This is a genomic window from Pseudomonas sp. S32, assembly GCF_016648095.1.
Classification (GTDB): domain Bacteria; phylum Pseudomonadota; class Gammaproteobacteria; order Pseudomonadales; family Pseudomonadaceae; genus Aquipseudomonas; species Aquipseudomonas parafulva.
This window is the reverse complement of the sequence record NZ_JACVVF010000009.1, coordinates 59,767-73,869: the sequence shown is the minus strand read 5'-3', so window position 1 is coordinate 73,869 and position 14,103 is coordinate 59,767. Positions and strand designations below refer to the sequence as shown.

At 63.3% G+C, this 14,103-nt stretch carries 10 protein-coding genes; 7 read left to right on the top strand and 3 right to left on the bottom strand.

The features are described from left to right. Window position 1 precedes the first annotated feature (1 nt). The 6 genes from aroK (at window position 2) to hemE (ending at window position 10,900) form a co-directional block, all read left to right on the top strand. Window positions 2-520, top strand: a complete 519-nt coding sequence (gene aroK, locus IAE38_RS07255) for a shikimate kinase AroK (RefSeq protein ID WP_028632028.1) — start codon at window positions 2-4, stop codon at window positions 518-520. Between the two features lie 96 nt (window positions 521-616). Then, window positions 617-1,714 carry a 3-dehydroquinate synthase gene (gene aroB, locus IAE38_RS07250; RefSeq protein ID WP_201211704.1) on the top strand — a complete coding sequence of 366 codons (1,098 nt, stop codon included), beginning with the start codon at window positions 617-619 and terminating at the stop codon, window positions 1,712-1,714. Window positions 1,715-1,729: 15 nt separating this feature from the next. Next, entirely contained in the window at window positions 1,730-3,313 is a 1,584-nt protein-coding gene (locus IAE38_RS07245) for an SPOR domain-containing protein (RefSeq protein WP_060480802.1), read from the top strand. A gap of 371 nt (window positions 3,314-3,684) precedes the next feature. Continuing rightward, the gene (gltB, locus tag IAE38_RS07240; protein WP_201216796.1) at window positions 3,685-8,130 is read left to right on the top strand and encodes a glutamate synthase large subunit; all 4,446 of its coding nucleotides are present in this window, start codon (window positions 3,685-3,687) and stop codon (window positions 8,128-8,130) included. Window positions 8,131-8,253: 123 nt separating this feature from the next. Further along, a complete protein-coding gene (locus IAE38_RS07235) occupies window positions 8,254-9,672 on the top strand; it encodes an FAD-dependent oxidoreductase (RefSeq protein WP_028632024.1) in 1,419 nt (472 codons plus the stop codon). A 163-nt stretch (window positions 9,673-9,835) separates the two neighbouring features. Further along, window positions 9,836-10,900 (top strand): uroporphyrinogen decarboxylase, encoded by a 1,065-nt coding sequence (hemE, locus tag IAE38_RS07230; RefSeq protein WP_028632023.1) that lies wholly within the window; start codon window positions 9,836-9,838, stop codon window positions 10,898-10,900. Window positions 10,901-10,930: 30 nt separating this feature from the next. Here the strand turns inward: hemE and IAE38_RS07225 are convergent, their stop codons facing one another. Beyond that, the gene (locus IAE38_RS07225; RefSeq protein ID WP_201216794.1) at window positions 10,931-12,175 is read right to left on the bottom strand and encodes an MFS transporter; all 1,245 of its coding nucleotides are present in this window, start codon (window positions 12,173-12,175) and stop codon (window positions 10,931-10,933) included. Between the two features lie 109 nt (window positions 12,176-12,284). Here IAE38_RS07225 and IAE38_RS07220 point away from each other — a divergent pair, with 109 nt between their 5' ends. After that, entirely contained in the window at window positions 12,285-13,178 is an 894-nt protein-coding gene (locus tag IAE38_RS07220) for a LysR family transcriptional regulator (protein WP_201163044.1), read from the top strand. 29 nt (window positions 13,179-13,207) lie between these two features. Here the strand turns inward: IAE38_RS07220 and IAE38_RS07215 are convergent, their stop codons facing one another. Then, the gene (locus IAE38_RS07215; protein WP_028632020.1) at window positions 13,208-13,654 is read right to left on the bottom strand and encodes a hypothetical protein; all 447 of its coding nucleotides are present in this window, start codon (window positions 13,652-13,654) and stop codon (window positions 13,208-13,210) included. Between the two features lie 21 nt (window positions 13,655-13,675). After that, a complete protein-coding gene (locus IAE38_RS07210) occupies window positions 13,676-14,101 on the bottom strand; it encodes a hypothetical protein (protein ID WP_201216792.1) in 426 nt (141 codons plus the stop codon). Window positions 14,102-14,103: the final 2 nt, after the last annotated feature.

Below are 14,103 nucleotides of genomic sequence, written 5' to 3'. Positions count from 1 at the left end.
TGTGCGAAATTTGATACTTGTGGGGCCCATGGGTGCTGGCAAAAGCACCATCGGGCGCCTATTGGCCAAAGAGCTGCGCCTGCTGTTCAAGGATTCCGACAAGGAAATCGAACTGCGATGCGGCGCCAACATCCCGTGGATCTTCGACAAGGAAGGGGAGCCGGGCTTCCGTGACCGCGAGCAGGCCATGCTCGCCGAACTGTGCGAACTCGACGGCGTGGTGGTTGCCACCGGCGGCGGCGCGGTGATGCGTGAAGCCAACCGCCTTGCCCTGCACCAGGGCGGGCGGGTCATCTACCTGCATGCCTCGGTCGAGCAGCAGGTCGGGCGCACCGCCCGCGACCGCAACCGCCCCCTGCTGCGCACTGCGAACCCCGAAGCCACCCTGCGCACCTTGCTCGAAACCCGTGACCCGCTCTACCGGGAGATCGCGGACCTTGTGGTGGAAACCGACGAACGGCCGCCGCGCATGGTGGTAATCGACATTCTCGAGCGCCTGCAGCAGTTGCCCCCCCGTTAACCCGGGACTATTCTCGGCCTCCTGCGTCGAGCGAGGTCAAACGTTACCGCGTGGCTTGCCCGAACGGCGCCGCGCCCAAGATCATTGTGGGGATACATGCAGACACTGAAGGTCGACCTGGGCGAGCGTAGCTACCCGATCTACATTGGCGAAGGCCTGCTGGACCAGCCCGAGCTGCTGGCGCCGCACATCGCCGGGCGGCAGGTGGCCATTGTCTCCAACGAGACCGTTGCCCCTCTGTACCTCGAACGCCTCACCCGTACCCTGGGTGCCTACACTGTGCTGCCGGTGGTGCTGCCCGATGGCGAGGCGCACAAGAACTGGCAAACCCTGCAACTGATCTTCGACGGCCTGCTGACGGCACGGCACGACCGCCGCACCACCGTGATCGCCCTGGGCGGCGGCGTGATCGGCGACATGGCCGGCTTTGCCGCTGCGTGCTACCAGCGCGGCGTTGATTTCATCCAGGTCCCCACCACCCTGCTGTCCCAGGTGGATTCCTCGGTTGGCGGCAAGACTGGCATCAACCACCCGCTGGGCAAAAACATGGTCGGCGCGTTCTACCAGCCCAATGCGGTGCTGATCGATACCACCAGCCTGAGCACCCTGCCAGCACGCGAGCTGTCCGCCGGCCTGGCCGAAGTGATCAAGTACGGCCTGATCTGCGACAAGCCCTTCCTGGAATGGCTCGAAGACAATATGCAGGCGCTGCGTGGCCTTGACCCGGCAGCGCTCACCCAGGCCATCAGCCGCTCCTGTGCAGCCAAGGCCGCGGTGGTGGGGGCGGATGAGCGCGAGTCAGGCGTGCGCGCCACCCTGAACCTGGGCCACACCTTCGGGCATGCCATCGAGACCCACATGGGCTACGGTGTGTGGCTGCATGGTGAAGCGGTTTCGGCGGGTACGGTAATGGCCCTGGAAATGTCCATGCGCCTTGGCTGGATCACCCAGGCCGAACGTGATCGCGGCATCCGCCTGTTGCGCGATGCAGGTTTGCCGGTGGTGCCACCACAGGAAATGACCCCGGCGCATTTCATGGAGCACATGGCGGTCGACAAGAAGGTGCTGGACGGTCGTCTGCGTCTGGTGCTGCTGCGCCAGATGGGCGAGGCCGTCGTCACCGACGACTATCCTAAAGAGATTCTTCAGGCCACCTTGTCCGCGGATTACCGCGCGATCGTGGCCCAGCTTTGAGGTTGTGACAGCGCAATGACCAGTTTGCATGCCGATGAGGCCTTTCTCGACCATTACCAGTTGAGCCACGACCCGTTTGCACCCCGTGTGCCCGGTTTCAAATTCTTCCCTGCCCAGCGCAAGCCGGTGTTGGGCCAACTGCACCATCTGGCCCGTTACAGCCAGCTGATGCTGGTGGTCAGCGGGCCGTTGGGCAGCGGCAAGACACTGCTGCGCCAGGCCTTGGTGGCCAGCACCAACAAGCAGTCGGTGCAAAGCGTCGTGGTGTCTGCCCGCAGTGCCGGCGATGCCGCCAGCGTGCTGGCGCACATCGCCCAGGACCTGGGCGTTGCCCAGCCCGAAGTGCAGGCCATCCTGTCCAAGGTCGTGCAGCTGGCACTGACCGGCCAGGAGGTTTACCTGCTGGTGGACGATGCGGAACAACTTGGCGAGTCGGCACTCCAAGCGTTGCTGGAGTTGGCAGCAGGCGTGCCGGAAGGCCGCCCGCATGTGTTCCTGTTCGGTGAGCCGTCGCTGATTGCAGGGCTGGACGAACTCGAGATCGAGGAAGAACGTTTCCACATCATCGAGCTTGCCCCCTACAGTGAAGAGGAAACCCGCGAATACCTGGAGCAGCGCCTGGACGGTGCTGGCCGGGGCATCGAGGTGTTCAGCCGTGAGCAGATTGCCGACATCCATGAAAATTCCGACGGTTGGCCTGGCAACATCAACCAGGTCGCCCGTGACACGTTGATCGAAGCCATGATCGCCAGCCGCTCTACGGTCAAGCGACCATCCATGGGGTTCAAAATGCCGAAGAAACATGTGCTCGCGCTGTCTGCTGTGGTCGTTGTCGCCGTCGCGGCTGCCGTGTTGATGCCCAGAAAGGGTGACAAGGCCCCTGCCGAAGCGCCTGCGGCCCAGGCGCAGCTGCCGCTGGGCGATGGCAAGGGTGCGGCTATCGAATTCTCGGGCTCCTCGCAGCCCACGCCATTGCCGCTGGTAGGGCAGTCGCAACCGGTGATGCGCGAACCCCTGGCCCAGGCCGCTGGCATGGGTGAGGGTGAAGAGGGCAGCCCTGCCGGTGACACCGCACTGCAGCCAGGCAACCCACCGCCTACCGTGACCACCATCGCGCCACCCCAGGGCGTGGCGGCGGGCCCTGCGCCAACGCCCGCCCAGCCGGTGCAGCAGGCGGCGGCGCCCAAGCCTGCCGCCACCCAGCAGGCCAAGCCTGCTGCACAGGCCAAGGCCGAGCCTGCACCTACCCAGGTTGCCGTTGCCAAGCCAGCACCCAAAGCGGTCGAGAAACCGGCTGCCGGTGGCAGTGGCAATGGTGGCTGGTACACCGGGCAGAAGCCGGGTAACTACGTGGTGCAAATCCTGGGCACCAGCTCCGAGGCGTCTGCCCAGGCCTTCGTCAAGGCGCAGGGTGGCGAGTACCGCTACTTCAAGAAAACCTTGCAGGGCAAGCCGCTCTACGTGGTCACTTATGGCAGCTTTGCCAACCGTGATGCGGCCGTTGCGGCCATCAAGAACTTGCCAGCGAAGGTCCAGGCTGGTAAACCTTGGCCACGTACCGTCGCCAGCGTCCAACAAGAGCTGGCCTCGGCCCGCTGATACCTTCCGGGCGGCATCACCCCGCCGCCCAGTAGCCAAGCGAATTCTAGCGTTCGACTAGCCTGCTGCGCCCAAGCGCGGCAGGCTTTTCTGTCCCGGACTGCCGGCCACAAGCCTACGTTGCAGTCATGGCTGAAACGCTTCAGACTCAAGTCATGCCGCTACCACGGCAGTTGACGCAAAAACATTCAAAATTGCGACATAAATTTTCAATGGTGAGACATGAAAATTTGTGGGCGCGACTGTCGCTGTGCAACAATGGTTTTCCATGGCCACCGCAAAAAGCTGGCATTTGATCGGCGTGGATGGTAAGTGGTTGTTAAAAAAGAGATTTGCCTCCGTTGAGGGGTGAACCTGGTGAGAAAGTGTCTATGAAAACAGGTCTGTACCATCCCGAAGAATTCAAGGACAACTGTGGTTTTGGCCTGATAGCCCATATGACGGGCGAACCCAGCCACCACCTTCTGCAAACCGCCATGCAGGCGCTCACATGCATGACCCACCGTGGCGGTATCAACGCTGACGGCAAGACCGGTGACGGTTGTGGTCTGCTCATGCAGAAGCCCGACCAGTTCCTGCGCGCCGTGGCCCAGGAGCATTTTGCCGCCGAGCTGCCAAGGCAGTACGCCGTGGGCATGGTGTTCTTCAACCAGGACCCGGTCAAAGCCGAAGCTGCCCGCGCCAACATGGACCGCGAAATCATCGCGGCTGGCCTCAACCTGGTCGGCTGGCGCAAGGTGCCGATCGATACCAGCGTGCTCGGCCGCCTGGCCCTGGAGCGTCTGCCGCAGATCGAGCAGGTGTTCATCGGCGGCGAAGGCCTGAGTGACCAGGAATTCGCCATCAAGCTGTTCAGCGCACGTCGCCGTTCGTCGGTGGCCAACGCCCACGACGCCGACCACTACATCTGCAGCTTTTCGCACAAGACCATCATCTACAAGGGCTTGATGATGCCGCGCGATCTGGCGGCCTTCTACCCGGACCTCGGTGATGAGCGCCTGCAGACCGCCATTTGTGTGTTCCACCAGCGCTTCTCCACCAACACCTTGCCCAAGTGGCCGCTGGCGCAGCCGTTCCGCTTCCTTGCCCACAACGGTGAAATCAACACCATCACCGGTAACCGCAACTGGGCGATGGCACGCCGTACCAAGTTCGCCAATGACCAGATCCCCGACCTCGATGAGCTCGGCCCGCTGGTCAACCGCGTGGGCTCCGACTCTTCCAGCATGGACAACATGCTCGAACTGATGGTGACCGGCGGTATCGACCTGTTCCGTGGCGTGCGCATGCTGGTACCGCCAGCCTGGCAGAACGTCGAGACCATGGACGCCGACCTGCGCGCCTTCTACGAATACAACTCCATGCACATGGAGCCGTGGGATGGCCCGGCCGGTATCGTCATGACCGAAGGCCGCCACGCGGTGTGCCTGCTCGACCGCAACGGCCTGCGCCCGGCGCGTTGGGTCACCACCACCAACGGCTACATCACCATCGCCTCTGAAATCGGCGTATGGGGCTATCAGCCGGATGAAGTGCTGGCAAAAGGCCGTGTGGGCCCGGGCCAGATCCTGGCCGTGGACACCGAAACCGGTCAGATTCTCGACACCGACGCCATCGATGACCGCCTCAAGTCCCGTCACCCCTACAAGCGCTGGCTGCGTCAGCACGCTACGCGCATCCAGGCGACGCTGACCGACGACCAGGGCGTGGCCAGCTACGACGCTGACCAGCTCAAGCAGTTCATGAAGATGTTCCAGGTTACCTTCGAGGAGCGCGACCAGGTACTGCGCCCGCTGGGTGAACAAGGCCAGGAAGCGGTCGGTTCGATGGGGGATGACACCCCCATGGCGGTGCTGTCGCAACGGGTGCGTTCGCCGTATGACTTCTTCCGCCAGCAGTTTGCCCAGGTTACCAACCCGCCGATCGACCCGCTGCGCGAAGCGATCGTGATGTCGCTGGAAATCTGTCTGGGTGCCGAGCGCAACATCTTCCAGGAATCCCCCGAGCATGCCTCGCGGGTGATTCTCAGCTCGCCGGTGGTGTCGCCTGCCAAATGGCGCTCGCTGATGAGCCTGGAGCGTGAAGGCTTCGAGCGCCAGCTGATCGACCTGAACTATGAAGAAAGCGTCGGCCTGGAAGCGGCCATTCGCAACATCGCCGACCAGGCTGAAGAGGCCGTGCGGGCTGGCAAGACCCAGCTGGTACTGAGCGACCGCCACATCGCACCCGGCAAGCTGCCGGTGCATGCGTCGCTGGCCGTGGGCGCTGTGCACCACCGCCTGACCGACAAGGGCCTGCGTTGCGACAGCAACATCCTGGTGGAAACCGCCACCGCCCGGGACCCCCACCACTTCGCAGTGCTGCTGGGCTTCGGCGCCTCGGCGGTGTACCCGTACCTGGCTTACGAAGTGCTGGCCGACCTGATCCGCACTGGCGAAGTGCTGGGCGACCTGGACGAAGTGTTCAAGTACTACCGCAAGGGCATCTCCAAGGGCCTGCTGAAGATCCTGTCGAAGATGGGGATCTCCACCATCGCCTCCTACCGGGGTGCGCAGCTGTTCGAAGCCATCGGCCTGTCCGAAGAAGTGGTCGGCCTGAGCTTCAAGGGCGTTTCCAGCCGCATCAAGGGTGCGCGCTTCCAGGACCTGGAAAGCGACCAGAAGCTGCTGGCCGCCGAAGCCTGGAGTGCGCGCAAGCCGATCCAGCAAGGTGGCTTGCTGAAGTTCGTCCACGGCGGCGAGTACCACGCCTACAACCCGGACGTGGTCAACACCCTGCAAGCCGCCGTGCAGCAGGGCGATTACGCCAAGTTCAAGGAATACACCTCGCTGGTCGACCAGCGCCCGGTGTCGATGATCCGCGACCTGTTGAAAGTGAAGGTGGCCGACCAGCCACTGGCGCTGGACCAGATCGAACCGCTGGACGCCATCCTCAAGCGCTTCGACTCGGCGGGTATCTCGCTGGGTGCACTGTCGCCTGAGGCCCACGAAGCACTGGCCGAAGCCATGAACCGCCTGGGTGCGCGTTCCAACTCCGGTGAGGGCGGCGAAGACCCGTCGCGCTACGGCACCATCCGCAGTTCCAAGATCAAGCAGGTGGCTACCGGCCGTTTCGGCGTTACGCCCGAATACCTGGTCAACGCCGAAGTGCTGCAAATCAAGGTCGCCCAGGGCGCCAAGCCCGGCGAGGGTGGCCAGCTGCCCGGTGGCAAGGTCAATGGCCTGATCGCCCGCCTGCGTTACGCGGTGCCGGGGGTGACGCTGATTTCGCCACCGCCGCACCACGATATCTACTCTATCGAAGACCTGGCCCAGCTGATCTATGACCTCAAGCAGGTCAACCCGCAGGCGCTGGTGTCGGTGAAGCTGGTGGCTGAAGCAGGCGTAGGCACCATTGCTGCCGGCGTGGCCAAGGCCTATGCCGACCTCATTACCATTTCCGGTTATGACGGTGGCACCGGCGCCTCGCCGCTGACGTCGATCAAGTACGCTGGCGCCCCGTGGGAACTGGGCCTTGCAGAAACCCACCAGACCCTGCGCGGCAACGACCTGCGCGGCAAGGTGCGGGTGCAGACCGACGGCGGCCTCAAGACCGGCCTGGACGTGATCAAGGCGGCAATCCTGGGGGCCGAGAGCTTCGGCTTTGGTACCGCCCCGATGATTGCCCTGGGTTGCAAGTACCTGCGCATCTGCCACCTGAACAACTGCGCTACCGGCGTGGCCACCCAGAACGACAAGTTGCGCAAGGACCATTACATCGGCACCGTCGACATGGTGGTCAACTTCTTCACCTTCGTCGCTGAAGAAACCCGTGAGTGGCTGGCCAAGCTGGGCGTACGCAGCCTGGGTGAGCTGATCGGCCGCACCGACCTGCTCGATGTGCTGCCGGGCGACACCGAGCGCCAGCAGTACCTCGACCTGACGCCGCTGCTGGGCAGCTCGCACATCCCGGCAGACAAGCCGCAGTTCTGCGAAGTCGACCGCAACCCACCCTTCGACCAGGGCGAGCTGGCCGAGAAGATGGTCGAGATGGCCATGCCGGCCATCCGCGACCAGGCCGGCGGCGAATTCAGCCTGGACATCTGCAACTGCGACCGCTCCATCGGTGCGCGGGTATCGGGCGAGATTGCCCGGCTGCATGGCAACCAGGGCATGGCCAGCGCGCCGATCACGTTCCGCTTCAACGGTACCGCCGGCCAGAGCTTCGGCGTATGGAACGCCGGTGGCCTGAACCTGTACCTTCAGGGCGACGCCAACGACTATGTGGGCAAGGGCATGACGGGTGGCAAGTTGACCATCGTGCCGCCAGCCGGCAGCCCGTTCAAAACCCAGCACAGCGCCATCGTCGGCAACACCTGCCTGTACGGTGCCACTGGCGGCAAGTTGTTCGCTGCCGGTACTGCAGGCGAGCGCTTCGCTGTACGCAACTCCGGCGCCCATGCCGTTGTCGAGGGCACCGGCGATCACTGCTGTGAATACATGACCGGTGGCTTTGTCTGCGTGCTGGGCAAGACCGGTTACAACTTCGGTTCTGGCATGACGGGCGGCTTCGCCTACGTGCTCGACATGGACAACAGCTTTGTCGACAAGCTCAACCACGAGCTGGTGGAAATCCAGCGCATCAGTGGTGAAGCGATGGAGGCTTACCGCAGCCACCTGGCGCGGGTCCTTGCCGAGTATGTGGATGAAACCGACAGTGAGTGGGGGCGCGAGCTCTCCGAGAACCTGGACGACTACGTGCGGCGCTTCTGGCTGGTCAAGCCCAAGGCCGCCAACCTGAAGCAGTTGCTGTCCAGCACCCGGGCCAACCCGCAGTAATACAGCTGCAAGTAGGCAAGCCCCACGCTGCAGGTAGAAGCAGTACGGGGCTTGCCAGACTTACGTGATCGTCTTGTGGCTTGCAGCTAAATGCTTGCAGCTGCTGTTAAGAGGTTTTTGAAAATGGCTGAACGTCTGAATAACGACTTCCAGTTCATCGAGGTGGGCCGCAAGGACCCGAAGAAAAAGCTGCTGCGCCAGCGCAAGAAGGAGTTCGTGGAAATCTACGAACCGTTCAAGCCGCAGCAGTCTGTGGAACAGGCGCACCGCTGCCTGGGCTGTGGTAACCCGTACTGCGAATGGAAGTGCCCGGTGCACAACTTCATCCCCAACTGGTTGAAGCTGGTGTCCGAAGGCAACATCCTGGCGGCGGCGGAATTGTCGCACCAGACCAACACCCTGCCGGAAGTGTGCGGGCGGGTGTGCCCACAGGACCGCCTGTGTGAAGGTGCCTGCACGCTGAACGACGGCTTTGGCGCGGTGACCATCGGTTCGGTGGAGAAGTACATCACCGATACCGCCTTCGCCATGGGCTGGCGCCCGGACATGTCCAAGGTCAAACCCACCGGCAAGCGCGTTGCCATCATCGGCGCCGGCCCGGCAGGCCTTGGCTGTGCCGACGTGCTGGTGCGCGCCGGCGTAACCCCGGTGGTGTTCGACCGCAACCCGGAAATCGGCGGCCTGCTGACCTTCGGCATCCCCGAATTCAAGCTGGAAAAAACCGTGCTCAGCAACCGCCGTGAAGTGTTCACCGGCATGGGCATCGAGTTCCGCCTGAACACCGAGGTGGGCAAGGATGTAACCCTTGAGCAACTGCTGGCCGAGTACGATGCAGTGTTCATGGGCATGGGCACCTACACCTACATGAAGGGGGGCTTCCCCGGCGAGGACCTGCCAGGGGTGCACGATGCCCTGGACTTCCTGATCGCCAACGTCAACCGCAACCTGGGCTTCGAGAAGTCGCCGGAAGATTTCGTCGACATGCAGGGCAAGCGGGTGGTGGTGCTCGGTGGTGGTGACACCGCCATGGACTGCAACCGCACCTCCATTCGCCAGGGCGCCAAGGCCGTGACCTGTGCCTATCGCCGTGACGAAGCCAACATGCCCGGTTCGCGCAAGGAAGTTAAGAACGCCAAGGAAGAGGGCGTGAAGTTCCTGTACAACCGCCAGCCCATTGCGATCGTGGGTGAGGACAAGGTCGAAGGCGTGAAAGTGGTGGAAACCCGCCTGGGTGAGCCCGACGCCCGTGGCCGCCGCAGCCCGGAGCCAATCCCGGGTTCTGAAGAGATCCTGCCGGCCGATGCCGTGGTCATCGCCTTCGGCTTCCGCCCAAGCCCGGCACCCTGGTTCGAACAGCACGGCATCCAACTGGACAGCCAGGGCCGTGTGGTAGCGCCGGAGCAGGGCAAGTTCAAGCACCAGACCAGCAACCCGAAGGTGTTTGCCGGCGGCGACATGGTGCGCGGGTCCGACCTGGTAGTGACCGCCATTTTCGAAGGGCGCACCGCTGCCGAAGGCATCCTGGACTTCCTGGAAGTGTGAGGTCGGCTGCCGGCTCCTGCAAGGTACGCGGTATCTGCAGGGGCCGGCTTTGTACGCGACACGGTTTGACCCAACGCATCCAATAGACAAAACGCATGGTCTCAGCCGTGCCTTTTGTGCTGGTGTCTGAGAAAATGCCCCCACTTTTTTTCCGGATGCCGACATGACTGCCCTGAAGAACGATCGTTTCCTGCGTGCACTGCTCAAGCAACCCGTAGACGTCACCCCGGTGTGGATGATGCGCCAGGCCGGCCGCTACCTCCCGGAATATCGCGCCAGCCGTGCCAAGGCCGGTGACTTCATGAGCCTGTGCAAAAACCCGCAGTTCGCCTGCGAGGTCACCCTGCAGCCACTGGACCGCTACCCGCTGGACGCCGCGATCCTGTTCTCGGACATCCTTACCATCCCTGATGCCATGGGCCTTGGCCTGTACTTCGAAACCGGCGAAGGCCCGCGTTTCAGAAAGGTGGTCAGCACCCCGGCCGACATCGAGGCACTGCCCGTGCCCGATGCCCAGAAAGACCTGGGCTACGTGATGGACGCCGTCAGCACCATCCGCCGCGAGCTCAATGGCCGGGTACCGCTGATCGGCTTCTCAGGCAGCCCGTGGACGCTGGCCACATACATGGTCGAAGGCGGCTCGTCCAAGGACTTCCGCAAGACCAAGGCCATGGCCTACGACAACCCCCAAGCGCTGCACCTGTTGCTGGACAAGCTGGCCCAATCGGTCACCACCTACCTCAATGGCCAGATCCTGGCCGGCGCACAGGCGGTGCAGATCTTCGACACCTGGGGTGGCAACCTGTCGGCTGCGGCGTACCAGGAGTTTTCCCTGGCCTACATGCGCAAGATCGTCAGTGGCCTGATTCGCGAGCACGAAGGGCGCAAGGTGCCGGTCATCCTGTTCACCAAGAACGGCGGCCTGTGGCTCGAAAGCATTGCCGAAGCGGGTGCCGATGCACTGGGCCTGGACTGGACCTGCGATATCGGCGATGCGCGCCGCCGTGTGGGTAACCAGGTGGCCCTGCAAGGCAACATGGACCCGACCGTGCTGTACGCCCGGCCCGAAGCCATCCGCAAAGAAGTGGCGCGTATTCTGGCCAGCTACGGCCAGGGCAGTGGCCACGTGTTCAACCTGGGCCATGGCATTACCCCGGAAGTCGACCCGGAGCATGCCGGTGTGTTCATCAACGCCGTGCACGAACTGTCAGCGCAGTACCATCAGTAAAGGCCAGCTTGCGGGCATGCCCGCGAGCCCCTACGCCGCCTTTGGCGGTAGCTTGCTCAGGTGCAACGCCACCAGCAGCGCTACCGCCAGCAGGCTGCCGATGAACAACCCGATGCCGTTCCAGCCCCACTGGTGCCAGAACACCCCGCCTGCCGTCCCGGCCACGCTCGACCCCGCGTAGTAGCAGAACAGATACAGCGATGATGCCTGCCCCTTGGCCCGCAAGGCGCGGCGGCCGATCCAGCTGCTGGCCACCGAGTGTGCCCCGAAGAAGCCGAAGGTGAACACCAGCATGCCTATGATCACCATCAACAATGGGCTGGTCAGGGTCATCAGCATGCCCCCCGCCATGACCACGATACTCGCCCAGAACACCTTGCGCCGGCCCAGCTTGTCGGCCAGTGCGCCCACCTGCGCCGAGCTGTAGATACCCGACAGGTACACCACCGACAGCAGCCCCACCAGCGCCTGGTTCATGTGGTAGGGCTCCGCCAGCAGGCGATAGCCAATGTAGTTGAACAGGGTGACGAAGGCGCCCATCAGCAGGAACGCTTCGAGGAACAGCCAAGGCAGCCCGGCATCCTTGAAATGCACCACGAAGCCGTCCAGCAGGCTGCGCGGGTTCATGGCCTGGGGGCGGAAGTTGCGCGACTCGGGCAGCACTCTCCAGAACACCACCGCCGCCAGCAATGCCAGGCCACCCACCGTGAGCATCGCCGTGTGCCAGCTGACGAAGTCGATCAGCACGCCGGTAATCAGCCGGCCGCTCATGCCGCCAATGGCATTGCCGCCGATGTACAGGCCCATGGCCAGGCCGATGTGCTGCGGGTGAATCTCCTCGCTCAGGTAGGTCATTGCCACCGCTGCCAGGCCGCTCAGGGACAGCCCGACCAGTGCGCGGGTGGCCAGCACCAGCTCCCAGCTCGGCATCACGGCGCTGGCGATGGTGCACAGCGCCGCGCACACCAGCGCGAACACCATCACCGGCTTGCGCCCAATGCGGTCGGAGACGGGGCCGGTTATCAACAACCCGAACGCCAGCATGCCGGTAGCGACCGACAGCACCAGGCTGCTCTGCGCGGCATTGATGGCAAATTCCTTCGACAACAGCGGCATCATCGGCTGCACGCAGTACAACAGGGCAAAGGTGGCAAAGCCGCCACTAAACAGCGCCAGCACGGTTTTCATGAAGGCTGGCGTGCCTTTCTCGATCCACAGGTCGTTGATGGAGGCAGTCTCAGGTTCAGCAGGCAAGGGAACAGCGGCGGTTTTCACTGGCGGGTACCTCAGGCGCGATGGAAAAAAGCATATAGCTGCCTAATGATTAGATCCAATATATTGTTCGACCTATTTAAGACGTTTCACGACCTGTTGGAGCCTGCCCATGGAGCTGCGTCACCTGCGCTATTTCGTTGCCGTTGCCGAAGAATTGCACTTTGGCCGCGCAGCCCAGCAGCTGGGCATTTCACAGCCGCCCCTGAGCCAGCAGATCCAGGCGCTGGAGCAGGAACTGGGCGCCAGGTTGTTCGAGCGTACCAACCGTCGGGTGGAACTCAGCGAGGCCGGGCGGCTGTTTCTGGAGGAGGCCCGGCTGGTACTGGCCCAGGTCGAGAAGGCGGCCGATGTGGCCAGGCGTGCCCAGTTGGGGGAGCTGGGCGAGATGAAGATCGGCTTTACGTCCTCTGCGCCCTTCACGTCGAAGATCCCCCAGGCGATCCATGCCTTCCGCCAGCGCTTTCCGGCAGTGCACCTGAACCTCAAGGAAATGAGCAGCCGCGAAGTCGCCGAAGGGGTGTTCGATGAGTCCATCGAAGTGGGCCTGATGCGGCCGATGCCGCTGCCCCAGGGGCTGGTTGCCACGGAGCTGTTCCGCGAGCCACTGGTGGCGGTGATCAATGCCTCGCATGCGCTGGCTCAGGCCACGGAGCAAGGCGTGCATCTGGCAGCGCTGGCCCAGGAGCCTTTTGTGTTCTTCCCGCGCAGCTATGGCAGTGGTTTGTATGCCCAACTGCTGAGCCTGGCGCGTCAGGCAGGCTTCAGCCCGCACTTTGCACAAGAGGCAGGGGAGGCGATGACGATCATCGGGCTGGTGTCGGCGGGGCTCGGGGTGTCGGTGCTGCCGGCTTCTTACCAGCGTATGCGCATCGAGGGCGTGGTGTACCGCACGTTACTGGATACCGAAGCCACGTCTGCCGTGTGGCTGGTACAGCGCCAGTGCCAGAAGTCGGCGATGGCCACAGCCTTCGCCGAACTGCTGACCGGGCAGGTTCAGGCCTGACGCCAGCCTGCCCCGGTTGCGCCTGGGTATCAGTCTACGCGGGCCAGGTCGCCCTTGATGGCAACACCGGCGATGACCGCGCCGGCATGGCACTCGTAGGTGGCCGGGTCTTTGCGCTCGTTGCGCTTGTAGTAGCTGACGATGTTGGTCACGGCATTGGCGTTGGCCTTGCGCGCAGCGTCCTGCATGGTCAGCAGGGCCGACTGTAGGGCCCATTCGCAGGCCACTTCGTCACTCTTGTTGAAGGCGTTGGTCTTCTTGTTGGTCACGGCATTGGGGCTGACCACCTTGACCTTGCCGCGTGGCTGCACGCCCGCCAGGTAGAACTTGACCGAGCCATCGAGCTTTTTCTCGGCAAGCATTTGCTGCACTACCTTGTCGAAGGGCAGGAACAGCGCGGTATCACGGGCCTGGCTCAGGCCTGGCAGTGCAGCCAGCAGCAGGGCAGTGGCGGCGGTAAGGGTCTTCAAGCGCATCGGTTCTTCCTTGGTCGGTGGTTAGGGGGTAACGCTGCTTTGTTGCAACAGGCTCTGGCTGCTCACTGTGTTGAGCTCACGCACGATGCTGCGGTCCAGGTTGTAGACCCAGCGGTTGTAGTTGCGGTGGATCTTGCCGTCCTTGTACCCCAGCTCGCGGCTGTCGCGGTAGGCGATGCGGAACTGGCTGGCGCTGTAGTGGATATCCACGGCAGCGAAGAAGGTGTTGCGCACGGTGATGTCGGCCTGGATCACGCTCGGGTTTACCGAGCGAGCCGTCCAGCCGCGGTCGGCAACGGCCTTCAGAATGGCCTGTTGCACCTGCTGTTGGGTGTAGGGTGTCGCGGAGGCCAGCTGTTCAGCCGGGTTCAGCACCGGCTTCGACGTACAGCCAGCCAAGCCGGTCAGTACAAGGCCCAGGGCCGCTGCGCGGATCAGAGGGGACATTC